24 protein-coding genes and 1 tRNA gene are annotated in these 21,614 nt (G+C 40.8%); 6 read left to right on the top strand and 19 right to left on the bottom strand.

Going from position 1 to position 21,614, the window contains the following annotated elements:
- Nucleotides 1–127 precede the first annotated feature (127 nt).
- Together H605_RS0100810 and H605_RS0100815 are read right to left on the bottom strand one after the other, a co-directional pair.
- Nucleotides 128–1,705, bottom strand: a complete 1,578-nt coding sequence (locus tag H605_RS0100810) for a peptide chain release factor 3 (RefSeq protein WP_029052449.1) — start codon at nt 1,703–1,705, stop codon at nt 128–130.
- A 114-nt stretch (nt 1,706–1,819) separates the two neighbouring features.
- Nucleotides 1,820–3,310 (bottom strand): UDP-N-acetylmuramoyl-L-alanyl-D-glutamate--2,6-diaminopimelate ligase, encoded by a 1,491-nt coding sequence (locus H605_RS0100815; RefSeq protein ID WP_029052450.1) that lies wholly within the window; start codon nt 3,308–3,310, stop codon nt 1,820–1,822.
- Nucleotides 3,311–3,489: 179 nt separating this feature from the next.
- On the opposite strand from H605_RS0100815, the gene H605_RS17140 reads away from it, so the two are divergent.
- A complete protein-coding gene (locus H605_RS17140; RefSeq protein ID WP_051210415.1) occupies nt 3,490–4,563 on the top strand; it encodes a two-component system sensor histidine kinase NtrB in 1,074 nt (357 codons plus the stop codon).
- On the opposite strand, the gene H605_RS0100825 is transcribed toward H605_RS17140, so the two are convergent.
- The 8 genes from H605_RS0100825 to H605_RS0100860 form a co-directional block, all read right to left on the bottom strand.
- The gene (locus H605_RS0100825; protein ID WP_418346817.1) at nt 4,540–5,928 is read right to left on the bottom strand and encodes an aldehyde dehydrogenase; all 1,389 of its coding nucleotides are present in this window, start codon (nt 5,926–5,928) and stop codon (nt 4,540–4,542) included. The genes H605_RS17140 and H605_RS0100825 overlap by 24 nt on opposite strands.
- A gap of 98 nt (nt 5,929–6,026) precedes the next feature.
- A complete protein-coding gene (locus H605_RS0100830) occupies nt 6,027–8,129 on the bottom strand; it encodes a heavy metal translocating P-type ATPase (protein ID WP_029052452.1) in 2,103 nt (700 codons plus the stop codon).
- 190 nt (nt 8,130–8,319) lie between these two features.
- Nucleotides 8,320–9,213: an RluA family pseudouridine synthase gene (locus tag H605_RS0100835; RefSeq protein ID WP_029052453.1), complete on the bottom strand. Its 894-nt coding sequence runs from the start codon at nt 9,211–9,213 to the stop codon at nt 8,320–8,322.
- Between the two features lie 212 nt (nt 9,214–9,425).
- A tRNA-Val gene (locus tag H605_RS0100840) sits at nt 9,426–9,498 on the bottom strand.
- Between the two features lie 184 nt (nt 9,499–9,682).
- A complete protein-coding gene (locus tag H605_RS19105; protein WP_169535185.1) occupies nt 9,683–9,832 on the bottom strand; it encodes a hypothetical protein in 150 nt (49 codons plus the stop codon).
- Nucleotides 9,833–10,214: 382 nt separating this feature from the next.
- On the bottom strand, nt 10,215–12,251 hold the full coding sequence (locus H605_RS0100850) for a TRAP transporter permease (RefSeq protein WP_037561335.1): 2,037 nt from the start codon (nt 12,249–12,251) through the stop codon (nt 10,215–10,217).
- A complete protein-coding gene (locus H605_RS0100855) occupies nt 12,241–12,765 on the bottom strand; it encodes a DUF1850 domain-containing protein (protein WP_051210416.1) in 525 nt (174 codons plus the stop codon). The genes H605_RS0100850 and H605_RS0100855 overlap by 11 nt, the downstream gene beginning before the upstream one ends.
- 145 nt (nt 12,766–12,910) lie before the next feature.
- The gene (locus tag H605_RS0100860; RefSeq protein WP_029052456.1) at nt 12,911–13,912 is read right to left on the bottom strand and encodes a TAXI family TRAP transporter solute-binding subunit; all 1,002 of its coding nucleotides are present in this window, start codon (nt 13,910–13,912) and stop codon (nt 12,911–12,913) included.
- 623 nt (nt 13,913–14,535) lie between these two features.
- On the opposite strand from H605_RS0100860, the gene H605_RS19175 reads away from it, so the two are divergent.
- Nucleotides 14,536–14,754 carry a hypothetical protein gene (locus tag H605_RS19175; RefSeq protein WP_211225420.1) on the top strand — a complete coding sequence of 73 codons (219 nt, stop codon included), beginning with the start codon at nt 14,536–14,538 and terminating at the stop codon, nt 14,752–14,754.
- An 18-nt stretch (nt 14,755–14,772) separates the two neighbouring features.
- Here the strand turns inward: H605_RS19175 and H605_RS0100865 are convergent, their stop codons facing one another.
- The gene (locus H605_RS0100865) at nt 14,773–15,324 is read right to left on the bottom strand and encodes a phosphatidylglycerophosphatase A family protein (RefSeq protein ID WP_029052457.1); all 552 of its coding nucleotides are present in this window, start codon (nt 15,322–15,324) and stop codon (nt 14,773–14,775) included.
- A 106-nt stretch (nt 15,325–15,430) separates the two neighbouring features.
- On the opposite strand from H605_RS0100865, the gene H605_RS0100870 reads away from it, so the two are divergent.
- From H605_RS0100870 to H605_RS0100880, 3 genes are all read left to right on the top strand, one after another.
- Nucleotides 15,431–16,153, top strand: a complete 723-nt coding sequence (locus H605_RS0100870) for an alpha/beta hydrolase (RefSeq protein WP_029052458.1) — start codon at nt 15,431–15,433, stop codon at nt 16,151–16,153.
- An 88-nt stretch (nt 16,154–16,241) separates the two neighbouring features.
- Nucleotides 16,242–16,757, top strand: coding sequence for a YjcG family protein (locus H605_RS0100875; protein ID WP_029052459.1), 516 nt, complete (start codon nt 16,242–16,244; stop codon nt 16,755–16,757).
- Entirely contained in the window at nt 16,747–17,202 is a 456-nt protein-coding gene (locus H605_RS0100880) for a GNAT family N-acetyltransferase (RefSeq protein WP_248681190.1), read from the top strand. The genes H605_RS0100875 and H605_RS0100880 overlap by 11 nt, the downstream gene beginning before the upstream one ends.
- A 55-nt stretch (nt 17,203–17,257) precedes the next feature.
- Here H605_RS0100880 and H605_RS0100885 read toward each other — a convergent pair whose 3' ends face one another.
- The 7 genes from H605_RS0100885 to H605_RS0100915 all read right to left on the bottom strand — a co-directional run bounded on the left by H605_RS0100885 (nt 17,258) and on the right by H605_RS0100915 (nt 20,352).
- Complete coding sequence (locus tag H605_RS0100885) at nt 17,258–17,566, bottom strand: hypothetical protein (protein ID WP_029052461.1); 309 nt, start codon at nt 17,564–17,566, stop codon at nt 17,258–17,260.
- An 84-nt stretch (nt 17,567–17,650) separates the two neighbouring features.
- Nucleotides 17,651–17,905, bottom strand: coding sequence for a stage VI sporulation protein F (locus H605_RS0100890; RefSeq protein ID WP_029052462.1), 255 nt, complete (start codon nt 17,903–17,905; stop codon nt 17,651–17,653).
- Between the two features lie 15 nt (nt 17,906–17,920).
- Complete coding sequence (locus H605_RS19525) at nt 17,921–18,061, bottom strand: YjcZ family sporulation protein (protein WP_081657799.1); 141 nt, start codon at nt 18,059–18,061, stop codon at nt 17,921–17,923.
- A gap of 71 nt (nt 18,062–18,132) precedes the next feature.
- Complete coding sequence (spoVAE, locus tag H605_RS0100900; protein WP_029052463.1) at nt 18,133–18,495, bottom strand: stage V sporulation protein AE; 363 nt, start codon at nt 18,493–18,495, stop codon at nt 18,133–18,135.
- Nucleotides 18,492–19,511: a beta-ketoacyl-[acyl-carrier-protein] synthase family protein gene (locus tag H605_RS0100905; protein WP_029052464.1), complete on the bottom strand. Its 1,020-nt coding sequence runs from the start codon at nt 19,509–19,511 to the stop codon at nt 18,492–18,494. The genes spoVAE and H605_RS0100905 overlap by 4 nt, the downstream gene beginning before the upstream one ends.
- Complete coding sequence (gene spoVAC, locus H605_RS0100910) at nt 19,505–19,960, bottom strand: stage V sporulation protein AC (protein ID WP_029052465.1); 456 nt, start codon at nt 19,958–19,960, stop codon at nt 19,505–19,507. Before spoVAC ends, H605_RS0100905 begins: the two co-directional genes overlap by 7 nt.
- On the bottom strand, nt 19,960–20,352 hold the full coding sequence (locus H605_RS0100915; RefSeq protein ID WP_029052466.1) for a hypothetical protein: 393 nt from the start codon (nt 20,350–20,352) through the stop codon (nt 19,960–19,962). The genes spoVAC and H605_RS0100915 overlap by 1 nt, the downstream gene beginning before the upstream one ends.
- A gap of 128 nt (nt 20,353–20,480) precedes the next feature.
- Between H605_RS0100915 and H605_RS0100920 the strand changes: the two genes are divergently transcribed.
- A complete protein-coding gene (locus tag H605_RS0100920; RefSeq protein ID WP_029052467.1) occupies nt 20,481–21,053 on the top strand; it encodes a CotY/CotZ family spore coat protein in 573 nt (190 codons plus the stop codon).
- A 120-nt stretch (nt 21,054–21,173) separates the two neighbouring features.
- Here H605_RS0100920 and H605_RS0100925 read toward each other — a convergent pair whose 3' ends face one another.
- Nucleotides 21,174–21,590 (bottom strand): hypothetical protein, encoded by a 417-nt coding sequence (locus tag H605_RS0100925; RefSeq protein ID WP_029052468.1) that lies wholly within the window; start codon nt 21,588–21,590, stop codon nt 21,174–21,176.
- Between the last annotated feature and the right edge of the window lie 24 nt (nt 21,591–21,614).

Raw genomic sequence — 21,614 nt, forward strand, 5'->3', positions numbered from 1 at the left:
ACCCGAATAGAGTATTTTCACCATGATTTGCTCGAATAATAATGAATCAGCACAGAGTTCATTCACATTTTGAACAAATAACCCGGACGGATTACTAGTAATCCGACCGGGTCGTATGTTATATGATTTATAATTGATTATACAACTTGATATCCGGGAATTTATCCTGGAACCAGCGCATCGCAAAATTATTTTCAAACAAGAAAACTTTGCGCTCATATCGATCTTTTACGAGTAATGCACGTTGTCCTGCCATGGACTCTTTTACATCCTCTTCGTTTTCAATCCAACGTGCTACTTTCGATCCCATTGTTTCCATCTGGACTTCTACATGGTATTCCGCTCTCATACGGTGTTCGAAAACTTCGAATTGAAGCTGCCCCACTGCCCCGAGAATGACTTCTTCCGTATGCAATGTTTTGTAATATTGAATAGCACCTTCTTGCACAAGCTGTAAGATCCCTTTGTGGAACTGTTTAGATTTCATTACGTTTTTGGCATTTACTCTAACGAATAGCTCTGGAGTAAATTGTGGAAGTGCTTCAAATTGGAAGTTTGCCTTGCCACTGATGACCGTATCACCAATTTGATAGTTACCCGTGTCATATAACCCAATGATATCGCCAGCTACTGCCTGATTGACAGTTTCACGATCATCCGCCAGGAATTGTGTAGTTTGAGTTAACTTAAAGTTCTTCGAAAGCCGTGGAACCGTTACAGTCATACCACGTTCGAACTCACCTGAGACAATTCGGACAAATGCAATACGATCACGATGTGCAGGATTCATGTTAGCTTGAATTTTGAAGATGAAGCCTGAAAAAACGTCAGACTCTGGATCTACATATTCTGCATCTTTCGTTAACCTAGGTTGGGGTTCAGGTGCGAACTGTAAAAACGTTTCTAGAAATGTCTGAACGCCAAAATTAGTTAGTGCACTACCGAAGAATACAGGTGTTAACTCACCTTTTGCGATACGATCTTCATCGAAGTCGTTTCCAGCTTCATTCAATAGCATGACATCTTCTAGCGCTTGCTTATAATAAGATGTCTCTTTCATGGAGTGTTCTACTGCAAGCTCTCCCTCACCGTCGATTGGAAGGAAACGATCCTCATCTGCATTCGGACGCGCTAACTCTATACGCTTATTGAAACGATCATAAATACCTAGGAATTCTTTTCCCATACCGATCGGCCAATTCATTGCGTACGATTGGATTTCTAACACTTCTTCCAATTCTTCCATTAGCTCTAATGGTTCTTTACCTTGTCGGTCCATTTTATTGATGAATGTAAAGATCGGAATTCCTCGCATTTTACATACTTTAAACAATTTAATCGTCTGTGGCTCGATTCCTTTTGCCGAATCGACCATCATGACCGCTGCATCTACTGCCATCAATGTTCTATACGTATCTTCACTGAAGTCTTCGTGTCCTGGTGTATCCAAAATATTGACACGTTTGCCTGCATAGTCAAATTGTAAAACTGAGGAAGTTACCGATATTCCACGTTGTTTTTCAATTTCCATCCAGTCAGACGTAGCGAATTTCCCTGATTTCTTTCCTTTAACTGTTCCAGCATCGCGAATCGCTCCGCCAAAATATAGTAACTTTTCAGTAATTGTCGTTTTACCGGCATCCGGGTGAGAAATTATCGCAAACGTTCGTCGCGATGTAATTTCATCATGTTTATTCTTTTGCATCAATCGTACTCTCCTTTTGCTTACGTTTTCTATCATAGAGAGAATAGGGATGCATTTCAATGATTTTCATTGAATTGACTAAAAAACTATAGACTCTCAAATCCAAACTTTACTTCATTTATTGATCGTTGTATCGCCAAACTTTTTAGCCGCTTCCTCAAGTGCAATGTTTGCATCTGAATGCGCATATTTCGTATTGCCGATAATTTGAAAATCTTCATGGCCTTTTCCGGCAAATATAATGATATCTCCTGCATTCGCTTGCTCAATAGTATGACGTACTGCCTCTTCTCTATCTCCTATACATGCATACTGATCATGCGGCATCGTGGCACTAAGTTCCGATATGATCGACTCATACGGCTCATCCCGTGGGTCATCTGTCGTAAAGACGACATAATCTGCTGCTGCTGCTTTTTCTCCCATGATTGGACGCTTCAGACGATCACGATTGCCACCCGTTCCAATTAGGAATAGTAGGCGGTTGCCTTCCTTTTTTAAAGGTTGTACTGTGGCAATGGCTTTTTCAATTGCATCCGGTGAATGTGCATAGTCAATAAAAATCGTCAGTGGTAATGATGTTTCCACTTTTTCAAGACGGCCTTTCACTGTCGATACATTCGCTATCAGCGGTAAAATTTCTTCTGTCGCCATTCCTTTGGCATATAACGCCGCAATTGCTGCCAATGCATTATAGACGTTAAACTCACCGATCAACGGCATCGTGACGGTGAATGTTCCATCCGGTGCCTGCAATTGAAATCTCGTGTAGTTCGACTGCATTTCGATCGCTGTTGCTTGGAATGAAGACTTTACATGGATTCCGTATGTAAATATGGGGAACGAAGTCATTTCGATCATTTTACTGCTCCACGGATCATCCGCATTAATGATCGCAAACTTTTTCTGATCAAGCTGCTGACCCAATTGTGCAAACAATAAACCTTTCGCTGCACTGTAATTCTCCATTGTTTTATGGTAATCCAAATGATCATGCGTTAAGTTAGTGAAAATCGCAATATCAAATTCTGTTCCTGCCAGTCGGCCTTCAACTAAACCGTGTGAAGAAACTTCCATGATCATCGATTCGCAGCCTTCATTTGCAGCTTGCGCAATCATTTGCTGGGTAGTCAAAACATCAGTCGTTGTATTTTCCGTTTCATACAGAATATCATTTAATTTAAAACCAATCGTGCCTGAAACAGCTGCCTTTTCTTCAGTCTGGCGTAGCATGTCGTGAATGATATTGCCGACACTCGTTTTTCCATTCGTTCCGGTTACACCGATCATCTTCATACGCTTTGAAGGATACTGATAGTACTTAGACGCCAGTAACTCTATCGCTTTTGAAGTGTTTTCAACATAGACCACCGCTGTGCGCTCTTCATCTATCATGATCGGCTCTGATGCGATTATGACACGTGCACCACTCAACAATGCACTCTTGACAAATTGATGGCCGTTCACTGTATAACCTTTTAGGCAGACAAATACTCCACCATCTTGAACAGCTCGTGAATCTACTGCCACGTCTGTCACATGTTCTGGCAATGTTCCTTTTATACTTTTTACAGGTAGTACAGATAATAATTCTTTCGTATTCATGTGATTTCCTCCAATAGGTTGGTGAATAACTCTACTCATTATAACAAATAAAAGTCTTTCTTTAAAAAAGACTCTTAATTCCTTTAAATGATGTATTATATAATGAATCAATTACCCATATCATACGCGTCTTTTCTTATCACATCCACCCTGGATTATAGAATGGAGTATCTAGTAAAATGTCAAAAGAATTTATTCCTACAGTACGTTACTTGAATTATCTTGACTTGTCTTTCGAGCAGTCACAGGATGCGATCTCCGTATTTGATTTGGATGACAATATAATTACTTGTAACCGTGCATTCGAACAGTTATATGGTTGGACTTTGGAGGAGTGCTCAGAAAAACCCATTTCGTTTTATCCTGAAACTGAATACGAAAAAGTACATGCACGTTGTGAGTTATTGTATAAAGGTCAATCGTTAGCTAATGAAAGAGTCACTGAGATGCGTAAAGATGGCACACTGTTTCAAGCAGAAATTAGTATGACACCCATTTTTAACGAGTTCAATGAAGTGGTTGCTATTTCTCATATTGCACGAGACATCACTAGTCGCTTGCAAATGGAGCAGAAGACACTTGAGTTTGAACGTCTGCAGACGATGAGTATGATTGCAGCGAAAGTAGCGCACGAAGTACGAAATCCTATGACCGCAATTACGGGGTTTATTCAGTTAATGAATCAAGACCCTGCGAATCCTTACTCGTATTTCACAGAAATTATGGGGAAAGAAATTAGCCGTGTCAACCAAATTGTTACGGATTTCTTAGCATTAGCAAAACCAACTTTACAAGATACTGCGCCAGTTTCTATTCTAGAAGTCATCGAAGAAATGCTCATTGAATTTGATGAGCAATTTAATGAATGTGCGATTTCATGTCAACTGAATGCTGAGGAATTAGAACTTTTCATTATAGGCGACAAGTCCTCACTGCATCAAGTGTTTTACAATATCTTGTCAAATTGTTGCGATGCAATTGAGCACACTGGAAACATTATAATTTCACTGACAAACCAAGAAGGTACTCTCCACATTTGCATTGAGGATGACGGTTGCGGAATGGATCAGTTGACCTTAGCATCCATTGATCAGCCTTTCTTTTCTACAAAAGAAAATGGCACAGGACTCGGTATGTTCATTACTAAAAAGATTATTGTGGACCACAAAGGCACTTTGCTGGTCGAAAGCCAGCAAAGCGCGTGGACAAAAGTTTGGATTTCGCTACCGTTAGCGAATGAAACGCTTCACTAATGGAAGTTTTCCTCTGTATGGAGGAAATGCAATAGGTACCGAGACTGCCGTACTCTTTTTCATCATCGATTTCGAATGAGTGAATGTTTCAAAACTTGCTTTTCCATGGTATTGATTCATTCCGGAAGGTCCTACCCCGCCAAACGGTAGATGAATATTCGCGACATGTGATATCGTGTCATTTATGCAACCACCACCAAATGGCAATGCTTCGATGAAATGATTAGCTGCCTCATCGTTCTCAGTGAAAAAGTATGCAGCTAGTGGCTTAGGTAACGTGCTAATTTGCTGAATTGCGACACCTAAATTATCATACGGCAGGACAGGTAAGATCGGACCAAATAACTCATCTTGCATACTAGCGCTATTCCAGTCTGATAGCGCTAAAATCGTCGGCTCAATATATTTATCCGCGGCATCTGTCTTGCCTCCTTCTACGATATATGCTTGATCTTGATCTAATATGTTCGCTAATCGATCGAAATGACGATCCGCGATGATGCGTCCGTAGTCAGCACTCTTCTGTGCGTCACCCCCGTAAAAACGTTGGATAGCGCCCTTCATTTCATGGATTAATTCATCGTAAATTGAAGCGTCAGCCAATACATAGTCAGGTGCTATACACGTTTGGCCTGCATTCATGTACTTACCCCAAACAATCTTCTCCGCTGCCTTTTTGATATCAGCAGTATGATCGACAACGGCTGGACTCTTTCCGCCTAATTCCAACGTCAATGGAGTCAATCTCTCCGCACAAGCTTTCATGACAATTTTTCCCACTTTCGCACTTCCAGTAAAGAATACATAATCAAAGGGTGCGTCAAGTAACAGTTTCGTTTCTTCTTTTTCACCATGCACTACGGATACATACTCCGGTGGAAATACACTTGAAATGATTTTATCTACGACGCTAGCCGTATGCAATGCATCTTCTGAAGGTTTCAACACCGTACAGTTCCCTGTAGCTATCGAACCGACTAGCGGATCAAATACTAGTTGGAACGGATAGTTGAACGGTCCAATGATCAATACAGTGCCATATGGTTCCTTCACGATAAAGCTCGTTGCCGGTTGTAAATGGATCGGAGTCTTCACTTTTTCAGGTGCTGCCCATTCATCCAAGTGGTCTATCATATGGGTAATGCTGGATAAGACGAATCCTATTTCTGCTACATACGCTTCAAACGGATGTTTGTGTAGATCTTTATGCAATGCATCTAAAATTTCTTTTTCATGCTTTTGAATTGCTTTATACAGTTTTTCCAACATCATTTTTCGGAATGAAATACTGCGTGTCACTCCTGATGTATAATATTGTTTCTGTTTGTTCATAATCACTTCAAGTTCCAGACGGGTCATTGCCAAACTATCCACACTCCTCATGATTGTTCTTATTATGAGTCTACCATTTTCTTCAACAGAAAAAACTTCAGACGATTTATTCGACTGAAGTTTCTCCTACATTATATTTTATTTTTCATGAGCCGCAATGAATTTAATACTACAATGACGGTAGCACCCATATCCGCCATGACGGCCATCCATAATGTTAGCCAGCCTGGAATAATGAGTAACAGCGCAATGACTTTTAATCCAAGTGAGATCGAAATATTTTGAAGAATGATTTGTTTAGTGCGGGAGCTTAATTTGATAGTATATGGAAGTTTCTCCAAATCATCTGCCATCAATGCAATATCTGCTGTTTCAAGTGCAGTATCTGTTCCTGCACCACCCATCGCAATACCGATATTTGCTGTAGCTAATGCCGGTGCGTCGTTCACTCCGTCACCCACCATTGCCACTTTACCGTATTGAGTCAACGATTTAATCATTTCGACTTTTTGATCAGGTAGTAATTCTGCTTTGACTTCCGATAAGCCGAGTTGCTCTCCAATTGCTAGAGCGGTTGATTGATTATCACCCGTTAGCATGACCGTCTTTTTACCCATCTCACGAAGTTTCTCGATAACCTTCAAGCTACTTTTACGGACTTGATCAGCTACTGCTATGATTCCTTCTAGACCTGCTTCAGACCAGACGAGCATAACGGTTTTACCTTGCTTCTGCAACGCGAGAATCTGCTGTTCAATTGATTGTTCCACTGTGTTCGTTTCTCTGAATAAATTTGGACTTCCTACATACACTAGATGCTCTCCAATCACAGCTTTTGCACCTTTGCCTGTAATGGATTGGAATTGATTGACTGCCAGTAATTCAAGCGATAATTTCTCTGCCGCCCGCATAATGGAAGAGGCTAATGGATGTTGGGAGAACTTCTCGATTGACGCTGCCTGTTGCAATACTTGATCTTCAGTTAATGACGAAACCGTCAAGACATCTGTTACTTCCGGACGCCCTTCAGTCAACGTACCTGTTTTATCGAACGCCACGACTTTGATCTGTCCCGTTTCTTCTAAATGAATGCCACCTTTTATCAACACTCCATTACGTGCAGCGTTACCGATCGCTGTAACGATCGCAATAGGTGTTGAAATGACTAACGCACAAGGACAGCCAACTACTAACACGACAAGACCTTTATAGAACCATTCGCCCCATACTCCCCCCATGAAAAGTGGCGGAATAATCATGATCAGTAACGAAGTAACTAAAATAGCTGGTGTATAGTATCTCGCAAAGCGATCAATAAATTGTTGTGTCGGTGCTTTTTCTGCCTGTGCTTCTTCGACTAAGTGAATGATTTTGGCAATTGTAGTATCTTCAGCAAGCTTTGTTACACGAACTTGCATTGCACCTTCTTCATTCAATGTACCTGCAAATACTTCGTCTCCAAGTGCTTTATGAACAGGCACAGACTCACCTGTAATTGCGGCCTGGTTCACGGATGAGTCACCTTGAATGACTTCACCATCCATTGCAATTTTTTGTCCCGGTTTAATTAAAATGACATCATTGATACGTAAATCTTCCACGCCTACTTCATATTCATTAGTACCACGAAGTACAGTCGCAGTCGTGGGAGCAATTTCAATTAATGATGTAATAGAATTTCTAGCTTTATCGATTGAGTAACTTTCTAATGCTTCACTGACAGAGAAGAGGAAGACGACCACTGCACCTTCTGCCCAGTCACCAATGAGCGCGGCACCGATGACTGCGATTGTCATCAATGTAGACATATCAAATTCAAGTTTGGAAAGATTCGTTAATCCTTCTTTTATCAAACTGAATCCGCCGATTATAATAGCAGAGAGAAACAGAGCAATCGACAGCCAGTTATGATCACCATTTGCGGTAGATACGGCATACCCTGCTAGTAGTAAAACTAACGAAGCTATAGTCGTTTGATTTTCACGTTTTTTCCAAAACGGCGTATGCTGTTTAATAATCCGCTGTTTTTCAGGGAATACTTTAATGCCGTCAAATGCACCTGCTTCTTCTAATTGCAAAATAGAGGCATCTCCCGCAACTGTTAACTTGGATGCTCCAAAGTTCAGCTGCACATCTTCCACAGAATCAATCTGGCGGATGTTCTTCTCGAATTTCGCAGCACAACTTGTGCATGATAAATTCTGCAGGCGATAGACATTTTTCTCAGAAGTCATGTAACCAGTCCTCTCAACATTTCGTTCATTATAACGTCTTCATCATTCAACTGTCCATTTGATTGATTAGCTTTAGTATATGCAATTCCATATATTTTGTCAATTTATTCATTCAAACATTAATTTGAATGATTTGACGTTAAAAAGCAGTTCCTTAGAAATACCAAGGAACTGCAAATTGCACGGTTTATTATTTAGAGCGCGTAATGAAGATCTGAGGCACTTCTGCTTCAAATCGTACTACCTCTCCTGTACGTGGATGTAAAAAAGACAATGCTGTAGCATGAAGTCCCACCCTGCGCAATGGGTTACCTGTAGCGCCATACTTTTTGTCACCTATAACAGGATGCCCCAATTCTTCCATATGCACACGAATTTGATTTTTTCGGCCCGTTTCTAAAAGTACTTCCAACAATGAACAATCTTTGTTTGCTTGTACTCTTCTATAATGTGTAATAGCATGCTGACCACCATTGTCAGTTGGGTTTGAATAAACTCTGAACGCACTATTTTCCGTTAACCAAGAAGAAATAGTTCCTGATTCTGTTCGTACTTTTCCTTCGACAAGTGCAGTATACAAACGTTCCTTTACGGATTCATTCCATGTACTTTGCAAAGCTTGCTGCGTCTCTTCATTTTTGGCAAACATCATCACGCCTGATGTATCTCGATCAAGACGGTGCACGACAAAGATTCGATTTTCAGGGTGGCTTCTCTTAACGTACTTCGTAATTTCTCTATAGGCTGTCTGATCTTTTTCTTTTTCCGAAGCTACGGAGAGAACGCCTGCATCTTTATTGATCACGATGAGATCATCATCTTCATGAAGTATAGAGACACCGACTAATTTCGAGACATTTATAGCCGCTTTGTTACTTTGTATTTCAACCTTTTGCCCAGGAGCTAATGGCTGATTATGTTTTGTTGTCATTTGACCATCCACCATAACTTGGCCACGTGTAAGAATGGATTTCACCGAATTCCGACTGCTCTTTGACATGATCTTCAATAAATACGGTAATAGTTCGATTTGTTCTTCCACTGTATATTCTTTTACATTAGATGTTACTTGTTTTCTTTTCATCGTATTTTAGCCCTCCTGCTTATCTAAATAGGTGCTCGCACTATAAGTATACACCGCATGACTGATCAGTGTATTTGAATATGATTTGACAGTAATGTAAACTTTATTTGAAATTTAGACATAAAAAAACAGCCCCTAGACATTCGGTCTAATAGGACTGCTTATTGTTATAAACCGTGTTCCGACGGTAAATAACTTAGGTTTGGCACCTATGACTCCGACTGGGCTCGAACCAGCGACCTCCACCCTGTCAAGGTGGCGCTCTCCCAGCTGAGCTACGGAATCGATCATACTAGGATGTGCTTTTAAAGTGAGCTAGTTAGGCTCTCAAGCACAAATACTATAATAGCATTATCTATCCTGGTTGTAAACAAGGAAATTAAAAATCGATAATTTTTCTTTGCTACCAGAAAAATTACCGATTTTTATGGAAGTTCGTTGCATTATTCAGGGACGCTTCTCCTTTCGTTTACTGCATTGGATTTACTTGTTCTTCTATAGGTTCATTCTCAAAATATAAAAACTCTTCATGATCCAGCTCACTCATACGTTCTTTATTAAAGCCATGTGCCAAGTGCCCTTCAAACACGTTTTCCCACCATGTTTCTTGTGTATTCATAGTATTTTCTCTCCTTTTTTATTTGATTGGTTTCTGTACCGACCTATATATTTTATTCGTCATGACTGATTCGCTTATTTGTAGTATATACATAACTCGCGTTGGTAAAACTGCGTAATTAGTCCAAAATAGTTTCACCAATTTCTAGTCCTTCGGCTTCTTGACATTTATTTTATCATGTGTTTCAGAAATCACATTTCAGTGAAAATCCTTATTCTATTAGACTCGTCCTCTATTAGAATCTCACTTTAATCTAGTACTTTTTACGTAATCAGACTAGTATAGTTTCGAAAATAAGTGTAGGGACTTTTCGAAATACTTTTATTTTATCAAAAAAAGACTTGTCAACTCAATTACGAGCTGACAAGTCTTTAGGAGTTATTTAATTTGAAGCTAATTTAGGTGTATTGTTTTTCTTATTACCCATCCACTGGAAAGCCAACAAGATGATGAATAATACTAAACCGACGATATCCGTCATGGTTTCTGGATAGATCAACAACATACCTGTGCCTATCGTAATAATTCGCATAATCCAGTTCAATTTACTATACCAGAAGCCAATTATGCCTGCACCGATGGCAACCATACCGACAATGGCGGTCAACGTCACCCATACAATCTCCGTTACACTCGAGTCGAGCATTAGCATCGCCGGATTAAAGACGAACATATACGGAATGATGAAGGCGGCAATCGCCAGTTTTGCAGAAGTGACACCCGTCTTGATCGGATCTCCACCCGAAATACCAGAAGCTGCAAAGGCAGCCAATGCGACTGGCGGTGTGATATCGGCAATGATACCAAAGTAAAATACGAATAAGTGTGCAGATACTGCTACTACAATCGGCACAGCTGCACCTGCAGGCTCACCCAGCATCAATAATGTAATGATGGCGGGCGCTGCGATTGTAGACGTAATAACATAGTTTGCTGTCGTTGGAGAACCCATGCCTAAAATGATAGCCGCGAACATTGTGAAAATCAATGTAAGCAAGACGTTACCGCCAGCAGCTGAAATCAAGCCGGTTGCCAAGCTAAGCCCGAGACCTGTCTTGACAACAACCCCCACAATAATACCAGCACAAGCAGTCGCAGCTGCTACAGCCAATGCTGTACGAGCACCGTCTACTAACGCGTCAATCATATCTTTCAATCCAATTCTTGTTTCTTTGCTGATTGCACTCACAGCGATAGTCAGTACGATACCGAGTAATGCTGCTTTCATTGTTGGGATCCCTATTAACAAGAAGACGATAATACCTAAAATAGGTAGTAATAAATATATCTTTTTTAGTGTTTCTTTACGGTTCGGAATCTGTGATGCGTCCATTCCTTTCAAACCAACACGCTTTGCTTCGAAATGTGTCATAATCCAAATTCCAGTGAAATACAGCAACGCAGGGATAGCTGCCGCTTTGGCAATTTCCCAATACGTCACACCGCCGATGAATTCAACCATCAGGAATGCGGCGGCTCCCATAATCGGTGGCATAATCTGCCCACCTGTAGATGCTGCTGCCTCTACGCCACCTGCAAATTCTTTACGATAACCTAGCTTCTTCATCATTGGAATCGTGTATGAACCGGATCCAACAACGTTTGCTACGGAACTACCTGAAATGGTACCTTGCAACGCACTTGAGAATATTGCGACTTTTGCAGGCCCACCAGTCAAACGACCTGCTAATACGACTGCTAAATCATTGAAGTAGTTACCCACACCAGTCTTTACTAGAAACGCTCCGAACAACAGGAACACGAAGATGAAGGTGGCGGATACACTAATCGGTGTACCGAGGATCCCATCCGTTGTAAAGAACATTAATTGAACGAGATTGTCCACGCTTTGTCCCCTATGCGCAAGGAACCCTGGGAAATAAGGTCCGAAGAATGCATATGCCAGAAACACGACGGAGATGATCGTGATCGGTAATCCTACCGCACGTCTCGCTGCTTCTAGTGTTAGTAGAACCGCTAAAATACCAATAATTAAATCGAGATCGGATACTCGCCCTACACGAAATACTAGCTCATCGATAAATAGCGGCCAGTATAAACCAACGGCTATAGCCAATAAAGAAAGAATAATATCGTAGAATGGTACTTTGTCACGGCGGACACCGATCTTTTTTCTAGCAGGGAACAAGAGAAAAATAAGAGATAAAGCAAACCCTAAGTGAATAGATCGCTGGATTTGAGCTGTAAATGGTTTACCGATCGCCGTATACAACTGGAAAATCGAGAATGCCAACAAGCCGAAAAATACAATCTTACCTAATAAGCCTTTCAAATTTCTCGTATTGGATTCCGGGTCGTATTTTTGAAGAATTTCGAGTTGCTCTTGTTCAGAAAGCGTACTCATTTCTTCATCGGAGATGGTGGGAATATCTTTCTCCCGGTCTTTATTATTTTCCATTTAATCTGACTCCTTTTAACAACTTATAATTTGATACCTTCGCCACATGAAATTCATAAGAATGACCCTTTTGAAGAAATTCTTTTAGATGATAATCTTGTTGCTCATATCGCAAAGACAGATCTGCACTCACCCTACCAATATAGAGAACAAATGAATCTATCACGCGGTTTTCGAATGTAAGCGTATAAACACCATCTTCTACTTGTAGTGCTTCGCCTTCTTCAGCATAACCTGGTAATCCGATGGCTACGTCTTCATACTGCATAAATTCGAAACGGAGCTTTCCATTGTCGGTAATGCGATATTGCTCTTTCACATTGGACAAATGGATCGAGTGAATATACTGAACTTGGAAATTTCGATTCTCGTGTAATGGAAGATAATACGCTTTTGGCTGTTCGCTCCGAACCTCTTCAAGTATGATCATTTGTCTGTATGGATAAAACCATATGATCAGCATTACAATTGCTATCAGAAACGTCAGCAGAAGAACTATTCTTCGTAATTTCATCCGCCTAATCCTTTCTGCTACATTACATGCAATAGACATAATAATGTATGAATTCTGCTAATAACTTTTAAACATTAAGAATGGGACGGACAAAGCTTTCGCTTTACCGTCCCTCGTGATCCTATCAGATAACTGACACAGTTTATTAGTTCACTTCATCAAAGTACTTCTGTGCACCTGGGTGTACAGGAATACCAATTCCATTCAAACCATTTTCTGCTTTAATCAAAGCACCTTTGGCATGTTGGATTTTTGAAGCGTTTTCATAAATCGCCTTTGTGATCTGGTAACCAAGTTCTTCAGAAATATCGTTCTGCATAACAAGCATTGCACCTACTGATACTGCAGGCGTCTCTACTTCAGAACCATACGTTCCAGCAGGGATCATTTCTTTAGCGTAGTATGGATATTTCTCGATTAATTCATCAGCCTTAGCGTCTTCTACTGGAATAATGAAAACTTCAGAAGTAGCGTTTAGACCTTCAACAGCACCTGTTGGAGTTCCAGCTGTAATGAATGCCGCATCGATTTGTCCAGCTTGTAGACTCTCTTGTGACTCACCGAAGTCCAAGTTTTGTGCTTTGATATCACTTAAAGCTAAACCATGAATTTCAAGCAATTGCTCAGCGTTTGCAGCTGTTCCTGAACCTGGTGCTCCTATTGAAATACTTTTGCCTTTTAAGTCTTCAAACGTCTTAATGTTGCTTTTCTTCAACGTAACCAATTGAACTGTTTCAGGGTAAAGTGAACCAACCGCAGATACTCCGTCGATTACATCTCCGTCAAACATCATTTCGCCTTTAGAAGCGTAGTATGCGATGTCTGTTTGTACGAATGCAATGTTTGCATCACCATCTTTAAGCGCTGTCATGTTCGCAGCAGATGCTTGAGATACTTCAGCAGTCGTCTTGATTCCTGTCTCTTGGGTAATGAATTCAGCAAATGATCCACCTAGTGGATAATAAGTTCCTTGTGTTCCCCCAGTAAGTAAGCTTAAGAATTTGTAGTCTTGCTCTGCCTTACCTTCTTCTTTGTTTCCGTCTGCGTCTTTGTTGCCATCAGCTTTTTCGTCGTTACCGCAAGCTGCGAGCACAAGAAGCGCGAGCATGGAAACTAACGCCAGTAGGCGAAGTGAGTTTTTCTTCATGTGACCATCTCCCCTTTACAATTTGTAGTCATAGACATTACCATTCTACCATGAAAGCGCTTTAACTTGTCAATATAATAATATATATAATTTTTATGTACCATTCATGCTATTCATCCTTGTCAGTATAATGCTTTTACCACATGTCGGATACCCTGAATTAGTATCTTTCAGTCTTTTGGATTCATTTAGGTGAGAACAGTAAATTCATATAGTACCCGACGAACAAACGCGTTTGATAGAACGACTATGTGGCTGCGTGTCTTTATCACTTTTTGTTGGAGTCGTTGCTCGACTGGTTGTTGGGCACTGGTGCCACCGAGTGTCTGCTTTCTGGACCCGCGCAGGCACGTGGGGGATTGCCTACAGCCATGAGCCAGCTGGCGGTGGTGCTGCCAGTTGTCTCATGGCCACGGCCTACCCCGCAGTTGTGCCTGCGCTACTGAGTGCTGTTTATTTTGGTTGTGGTTCTAATAGGAAGAAGATCTGCGACTTGGTGATACTGATTTTCTGCTTTTGAAAAAGATGAATATGAACTGCCTTGCACACAATCCAACGAAGGCGACTGCTGTGATAGGCGTAGCAAGAAGACAGAGACAGGCGACTTTCCTGTCTGCGGCTCATTGCGAAAGCTTTCCACCAGCGTCGTAGCGGGGCCAATGAACTCTCCACTAACATTGGCGGCAAAACAGCAAACTTCTGACCATGCACAAATAGAAAAAGTACGTGCAAACGTCACAATCCAACACCCCTTAATTCGCACTACTAACAGAACCGTATTCAAACAAGCACTCAACAACTTCACTTTAAACAAAAAACTGCCGCTAGAAATAATGATCTAGGGCAGTTCGATTCCGATATTAGCTCTTGCCATTCTGCACATCTTTAAACGTTAGGCCTGCTTCTTGCAGATCACGAGTTCTGTGCGCGATTCTTGACGCTGCACACGCCGCCACACTTGCTACCAAATCATCTAAGAACGTGTGAATACCAATTCCTTTTTTGGTATCCAAATCGTTAATGATGCCCACTTTGTTCTTATCTAAGTGACCAAATGTAGTCACCGCGATTGAACCATACGTGTATACCGCACCCAACGCGATCGTTTCATCGACTCCGAATAGACCCTCGTCTGATTCAACGATTTGTTGAAGTGGTTCCGATAACTGACCTCTTTCAGCCATTTCATCCAATTCAACCCCGACCAAAATGGCGTGCTGCAATTCACGTTTGCGAAGAACGCTTTCTACTGAGTCAACACACTGTTCCAGTGACAAACCTTTGTTATAGGGTACTTGCAGTTCATAAACAATTTTTGCGATATCTTGAATTGTAACCCCACGACGGATCAGCGCGTCTTTTGTTGCTGCTGTCACGACGTCCGAATGAACAATATTTTTACCTTCATCCATATTATTTCTCCTCTCTCTTCATACATAATAGTTTTCACTAGCTTTACACTGTTATTTATCGGTATGATATTTACTAAGTGTACATTAATTATGGAGGTCCTACAAAATGAATCCAGGAAAAATTGAAGAAATCCGTTTTTACAGCAATGAACTACAGGAAGAAATGGAACTGTTAATATATTTACCAACACGCTACTCCCCTTTGTACAAACACAATGTCATGCTTGTATCTGATGGCAAAGACTATTTTCAATACGGACGGATTGGCCGAATTGCCGATGAATTAATGGAAGAAGAAATCATAGAACCTGTCATCATTGTAGGTATTCCATACAAAACGGTACAAGAACGCAGACGTATGTATCACCCAGAAGGCGATCGACACAAAGCGTATATCCGCTTTTTAGCACACGAGTTAATTCAGTATATTGATGAAACCTACCCAACATACCAAATGGGCTCTTCAAGAATGCTAATGGGTGATTCATTGGCAGCATCCATCTCCTTATTGACCGCTTTAAAATATCCAAATTGCTTCGGAAAAGTAGTGTTGCATTCACCATTCGTTAATGAGCAAGTACTTGAATCAGTGAAAGCCAATCAAAACCCAGCCAACCTTTCTATTTATCATGTGATCGGTGATAAAGAAACTTATGTACCCACAACCGCTGACGGCAGATTGGATTTTCTAACACCTAATCGTGAATTGCATAAAGTCATAAAAGAAAAAAGATTTCCTTACTATTATGAAGAGCTGGACGGAGATCATACATGGAAGTCATGGCAGCCTGATATTCGTCGCGCGCTGATCGAAATAAATAGCCTTTAGTAATAGAAGGAGACACGTTGGACTATTTTCTGATATACTTAAAGAGATGTACCTAAAATTCAGTCAATTCACAAGGAGGCAATCTTAAATGAAATACGGTATTGTTGCATTCCCTTCAAAAAAACTTCAAGATTTAGCAAATGGCTATCGGAAGAGGTATGATCCCCATTATGCGCTGATCACACCTCATATGACGCTGAAAGATCCATTCGAAGCGAATGATAAGGAAATTGAAGAAGTAGCAAATGCGTTAAAAGAAATTACAATTAAAAACAGCCCTTTTGAGTTGAACGTTACAAAAGTCGGCTCATTCGCGCCGACTACGAACACTATTTACTTTAAAGTTGTACCAAACGACGAAATTCTCGCGTTACACAAGGATTTAAATGTAAACTTCTATCATGATGAAAATAATTATGCTTTTGTTCCGCATGTTACAATTGCGCAAAACCTGACTTCTGGTGAACATGATGATGTCATTAACCAAATGAAAATGGTAGGTGTTGACCATTCGGAAGTCATCGATCGTATTCATTTACTTTATCAACTAGAAGACGGGTCGTGGACAGTGTACGAGACATTCCGTCTTGATCGTGAGTCTTGATTTGCAGATCACTGTAAAAATCGTCTCAGATGAAATAGGACAGCAGGATGCATATACTGTCCGCAAGAAAGTATTTGTGGAAGAACAAGGCGTCCCGCTGATTCTTGAGTTGGACGAACACGATCAGGAGGCTATCCACTTCGTCGTCTATGATGAAGTGGATCAACCAATCGGCGCCGGCCGAATGAGGGGTCTAGTAAATGCACACGGTAAGATAGAGAGAATTTGTATTTTACCTGAACATCGCGGTAAACATCTTGGGTTTTTGATTATGAACACATTAGAAGAACATGCTCTAAAAAACTCCATGAAGAAACTTGTTCTGAATGCACAGTCCTATGCTGTGCCCTTTTACGAAAAACTAGGCTATGTTGTAACATCCCCTGAGTTTATGGATGCGGATATTCCTCATCGCGCCATGGAAAAAAGTTTGAAAAACGACTAATTGCGCAAAAAATCCCCTTCGCCGCTTAAAAGTGGTGAAGGGGATTTTTACTGTATCAGACGTATTTGTTAATCGCTCGGCCCTTTCCTACTACATCTGCAATTTCAGGCGAGAATTGGGCTGGATTTGGAGCAATGAATCCTTTTTTCACTAAAGGTTGAGGTGCGCGCTTTTTTCGCTGCTCCATTTGTTCTTCACGACGTCTTGCTTCATCTGCTAGAACGTCTTCCCAATAGCTCGATTCCTCATTTTTCAGACGCACAGGATTTACTCGTCCGATATAAGCAAAATTATGCCGTTCGTTATTCATACGTTCTGCATACTGCTGCGCTTGATAGTTTTGTATTGGTAGTATATAACCCATAACGCACACCTCTCTCTCCACTATATCATCATTACTAGTTTATCCACTTAGCAAGCATCCTAAACATCTTTTAGTAAATTTATTTTACTTACCGCCAAGCATTTGTGAAATATCGTTCAAATTCAATCCTTTACCACTTGTTATGATAGAGTTGACTAATTCATCTTCTACTGATTGCGGCACGTCTTTGTTTGCTACTTGACTTACTTTTTTAATTATTTTTCTTACTTGTTTTTCGTCTTTGAAATCGGCGTATTGGATGGCATTCGCTAATGCAAAGACTTCTTCCATTGGCACACCCGTTTTAGATTCTATTTTTTTAAAGAATGAATCGTTCATATTCAGTTCTCCTCCTTAGAAATAGCTTCTGCCTACGATGATCAATAAAATAAACAGAACTACAATCAAGACGAATGAAGAACCGCCATATCTTTCACCGCATCCTCCGCCGTATCCGTAACCGCCGAAACCTTGAGATGGATAACATCCGTACATGAAAAACCCCTCCTTCCTATCTCCTCTACTATATGCAGAGAAGAATGAATTGGAGAGGGCGTTTGAGTAGTTTAGACATTTCCTTTTGAAGTAAAGAGCAATGCACCTATTAGTCCGAAAATGATTGCCGCACTGATTCCTGAACTTGTCACTTCAAACATTCCAGTTACCACACCGATCAGACCATGTTTCTCTGCTTCCGCCATTGCGCCGTGTGTCAACGCGTTACCGAACGACGTAATGGGAATCGTAGCGCCCGCACCAGCGAAATCAATAAATGGTTCATACCAGCCAATGCCGTCCAGCACCGACCCTGCCACAACCAACGAAACTAATGTATGGGCAGGCGTTAATTTGGCGACATCCATTAGTAATTGTCCAATGACACAAATCAAGCCACCTACTATAAACGCAGTGATGTATATAGATATCATTCTGCCGTCACCTCATCCATGGATAATTCAATCGCGTGAGCAATACACGGAATTGTATCCCCTTGTTGAAATGACAAAGGAGATAGCAACGCACCAGTTGCCAACAATAAAACCCGCTTATACTCTCCCGTCAGCATTTTTTGATAGACGTCCGAAAGAAACACCGCTGCTGAACAACCAGATCCACTTGCTCCCGCTTTGAAGGACGGATCATTTCCATAAAACTCTTCTCCGGCATCCCGAAAGTTTTTCGTATGTGGTAAACCATTTTCATTTGCCAACGCTTTAAGTATTTTGAAACCATTACTCCCTAGATCTCCAGTGATAATCGTGTCATAGTCATCGATCGTCCTATCATGTCCTGTTAAATGATTCATCAATGTATCACAGGCAGCTGGGGCCATCGCAGATCCCATATTCAAAGGATCTGTCATTCCCATGTCTATCACTTTACCTACAGTAGCGCAGGTAATAACTGGAGTCCCCTGTTTATGTTGTCCAATCAATACTGCACCAGCTGCCGTGACCGTCCACTGTGCGGTTGCTTTTTTTTGCGATCCATACTCCAGCGGATATCGAAACTGTCGTTCGATTGCGTTATGTTGACTAGATGAACCTGCCATGATCCAGTTCGCTTGCTTAGCATCCGCGAGTAATGCCGCAGTGATCATAGAAGAGACTGAAGTAGCGCATGCAGAAAACAGACCGATATATGGAATAGCTAGTGCATGGGCTGTAAAATTTGAAGGGGTCATTTGATTAACCAAATCACCAGTTAAGAAAAAGTCGATTTTCTCCGGCTGTTTCTTTGCTTTACTGAGTGCAATCAATACGGCATCATACATTAACTGCTTATGACCGTCTTCGTTGGTCGGTAAATCACAACGCTCATCTTCGTATAATTTATCGAATTGCTGTGCAAATACGCTTTTCTTATTTTCCAATGGACCTGCTGTTACGCCTGTTGCGTAAATACTTGGCTTGGAATGAAAGGTTAACACGCCTCGTTTTACCATGAGACCACACCAAATTTCACTAAGATGGTCTTGATCAGCGCTACAACGAAGGCAGAAAAAACACCGAATAAAATAACTGAACCCGCTAATTTAAACATATTCCCGCCAACACCTAGTACATATCCTTCTGACTTATGTTCTATAGCAGCCGAGACGACGGCATTACCGAATCCTGTAATCGGTACCGCTGCCCCTGCTCCACCAAATTGAGAAATCTTTTTATATAATCCAAAACCCGTTAACAACATCGCAATGAAAATCATTGTGGCAACAGTCGGATTACTCGCGGTCCGTTCCGTAAAGTCAAAGTACGTAATATAAAAGAGTGCAATGAACTGTCCAACTAAACAAATCAAACCACCTGTCAAGAAAGCTCTAATTACATTTTTCAAAATGGGAGGTTTAGGTGATAACTCTTTCTCTATTTGGGCATACTTTTCTTGTTGCATTAGGTTTGCTCCTTTTCGATTGATTTGATTTTATCTATTTTCTTTTGATAATCTTTTTCCCCTTTTTTACGGATCAACTTCTCCGTTTCCAACAGAATTTTACTATCTGCTGAAACCGTAATTTTTAAATCAGGATACTCTTTTTCCAACTTTTTCTTAATGTCAGTAGCAATAGATTTCTTTTGAAATCGGGAAAACGTATTGACACGAATACCTGCCAGCAATTCATCTTCAAATAACAGTACCTTTGCTAGCTTCACATGTTCATTATTCATTATGACTTTCTCTACCGAATTCTCATCCTGCGAAGTTGTATTTTTAATATACGTTCCTTTTTCACTGCAACCAGTAAGTAGACCAAGAATAATTAACAATATACTCAGCTTCTTCAAATGCAACGCCTCCCTTCTGTCTAGCATGTATCTTTTATGTCGGATTTATGCATATTGAGGAATGCGCCCTGTCATGTCGATTACCCATGCATAAAGTATAGAGAACGACAAACAGGAGGTGGACAGTAGTGGGATGTGAAAAGAAAGACAACAAACATGATGGTTGTCATAAGTCGAATTGTATTTGTGAAGTAGTACGCTTTATCCAACGCGTCCAGAATACGTGTCCGGAAGTGGATTGTGTAGAGTGTGATACAGATTGTTTCATGGCACCACTTGGCAGTTTGGTTAGCCCAGTTAGAGGCCGTGTCAACACACGCGTGTTCAGTTTACTGACGGGTAACGGGGACTATTTCAAGGCAGTATTCCGAGGTGGAAAACGTAAGTATTATCCTAAAATGATGGCAGAGGAGTCATTAGCTGATCACAAGTCAACACCTCATAAGCATACGAGCTGTGTTTCCGTATTTTTCCGCGTACAGACAGTGTTTGATTCTTGCTGTGCTACCATTCAAGTATTGCAACCTTTATATAACGGATTGCCGTTTGATATTACTACGGACGGAAAGATCTGTTATGAAAAAATTTGTAAGGTGAATGGTTTCGGACCTACGAATACGTGTTTGACGGTTGACTTGAGTTGTTTCTGCGGTATTCAGTGTATCGATGATGTGTATATCGATTTCTGCGACGAAGATTGATTTGTTACTTGCAATGCTAAATGGCGAATCCTATATTCATAGGGTTCGTCCTTTTTTAGGTATAGAAAAGAATAAAAAGACGAACCCATTTTTATAGGTTCGCCTTTTAAGTAGTAAGAATTAAATAGTAAATGATTGCTGTTTCCAGAGGATATCTAAGATTTCTTCAATACGGATTGACGTTATTTCTTTGTTCGAGTTGATCCAGACAATTTCGTTTTCTAGATTGTGCAGCTTGCCTTTAATGACACCGTTCTCGGTGATGATTTCTAATGGAGCGTATAATTCTTTGCGGAATGGGTGTTGTAAGTATTCTAATCTTTCACGGAATAGTTGAGTAGCTTCTAATTCTTGTTGTATCATTGGTGACTCTTGTGCCAATGAGTTTTCAGAAACGGTTAAATCGTTGATACGTTCCACTGCTCTTGTGTTCTCCGGTTGGAAAACGGACGTGCTTTCTTCTTCTGTAATAGGCGTAAACCGATATTTTCTAATAATCGGGCTTGAGATGAACAGTAACGGCTTTTCATGACGCATTTTCATCACTTCCTTTTAGTTAGC

The sequence above is a fragment of the Sporosarcina ureae DSM 2281 genome (genome assembly GCF_000425545.1).
GTDB classification, from domain to species: Bacteria; Bacillota; Bacilli; order Bacillales_A; family Planococcaceae; genus Sporosarcina; species Sporosarcina ureae.

Excerpts from the sequence above, each read along its gene's own strand:
- H605_RS0100810 (WP_029052449.1), bottom strand. The coding sequence starts at position 1,705 with ATGCAAAAGAATAAACATGATGAAATTACATCGCGACGAACGTTTGCG.
- H605_RS0100815 (WP_029052450.1), bottom strand. The coding sequence starts at position 3,310 with ATGAATACGAAAGAATTATTATCTGTACTACCTGTAAAAAGTATAAAA.
- H605_RS17140 (WP_051210415.1), top strand. The coding sequence starts at position 3,490 with ATGTCAAAAGAATTTATTCCTACAGTACGTTACTTGAATTATCTTGAC.
- H605_RS0100830 (WP_029052452.1), bottom strand. The coding sequence starts at position 8,129 with ATGACTTCTGAGAAAAATGTCTATCGCCTGCAGAATTTATCATGCACA.
- H605_RS0100835 (WP_029052453.1), bottom strand. The coding sequence starts at position 9,213 with ATGAAAAGAAAACAAGTAACATCTAATGTAAAAGAATATACAGTGGAA.
- H605_RS19105 (WP_169535185.1), bottom strand. The coding sequence starts at position 9,832 with ATGAATACACAAGAAACATGGTGGGAAAACGTGTTTGAAGGGCACTTG.
- H605_RS0100850 (WP_037561335.1), bottom strand. The coding sequence starts at position 12,251 with ATGGAAAATAATAAAGACCGGGAGAAAGATATTCCCACCATCTCCGAT.
- H605_RS0100855 (WP_051210416.1), bottom strand. The coding sequence starts at position 12,765 with ATGAAATTACGAAGAATAGTTCTTCTGCTGACGTTTCTGATAGCAATT.
- H605_RS0100860 (WP_029052456.1), bottom strand. The coding sequence starts at position 13,912 with ATGAAGAAAAACTCACTTCGCCTACTGGCGTTAGTTTCCATGCTCGCG.
- H605_RS0100865 (WP_029052457.1), bottom strand. The coding sequence starts at position 15,324 with ATGGATGAAGGTAAAAATATTGTTCATTCGGACGTCGTGACAGCAGCA.
- H605_RS0100870 (WP_029052458.1), top strand. The coding sequence starts at position 15,431 with ATGAATCCAGGAAAAATTGAAGAAATCCGTTTTTACAGCAATGAACTA.
- H605_RS0100875 (WP_029052459.1), top strand. The coding sequence starts at position 16,242 with ATGAAATACGGTATTGTTGCATTCCCTTCAAAAAAACTTCAAGATTTA.
- H605_RS0100885 (WP_029052461.1), bottom strand. The coding sequence starts at position 17,566 with ATGGGTTATATACTACCAATACAAAACTATCAAGCGCAGCAGTATGCA.
- H605_RS0100890 (WP_029052462.1), bottom strand. The coding sequence starts at position 17,905 with ATGAACGATTCATTCTTTAAAAAAATAGAATCTAAAACGGGTGTGCCA.
- H605_RS19525 (WP_081657799.1), bottom strand. The coding sequence starts at position 18,061 with ATGTACGGATGTTATCCATCTCAAGGTTTCGGCGGTTACGGATACGGC.
- spoVAE (WP_029052463.1), bottom strand. The coding sequence starts at position 18,495 with ATGATATCTATATACATCACTGCGTTTATAGTAGGTGGCTTGATTTGT.
- H605_RS0100905 (WP_029052464.1), bottom strand. The coding sequence starts at position 19,511 with ATGGTAAAACGAGGCGTGTTAACCTTTCATTCCAAGCCAAGTATTTAC.
- spoVAC (WP_029052465.1), bottom strand. The coding sequence starts at position 19,960 with ATGCAACAAGAAAAGTATGCCCAAATAGAGAAAGAGTTATCACCTAAA.
- H605_RS0100925 (WP_029052468.1), bottom strand. The coding sequence starts at position 21,590 with ATGCGTCATGAAAAGCCGTTACTGTTCATCTCAAGCCCGATTATTAGA.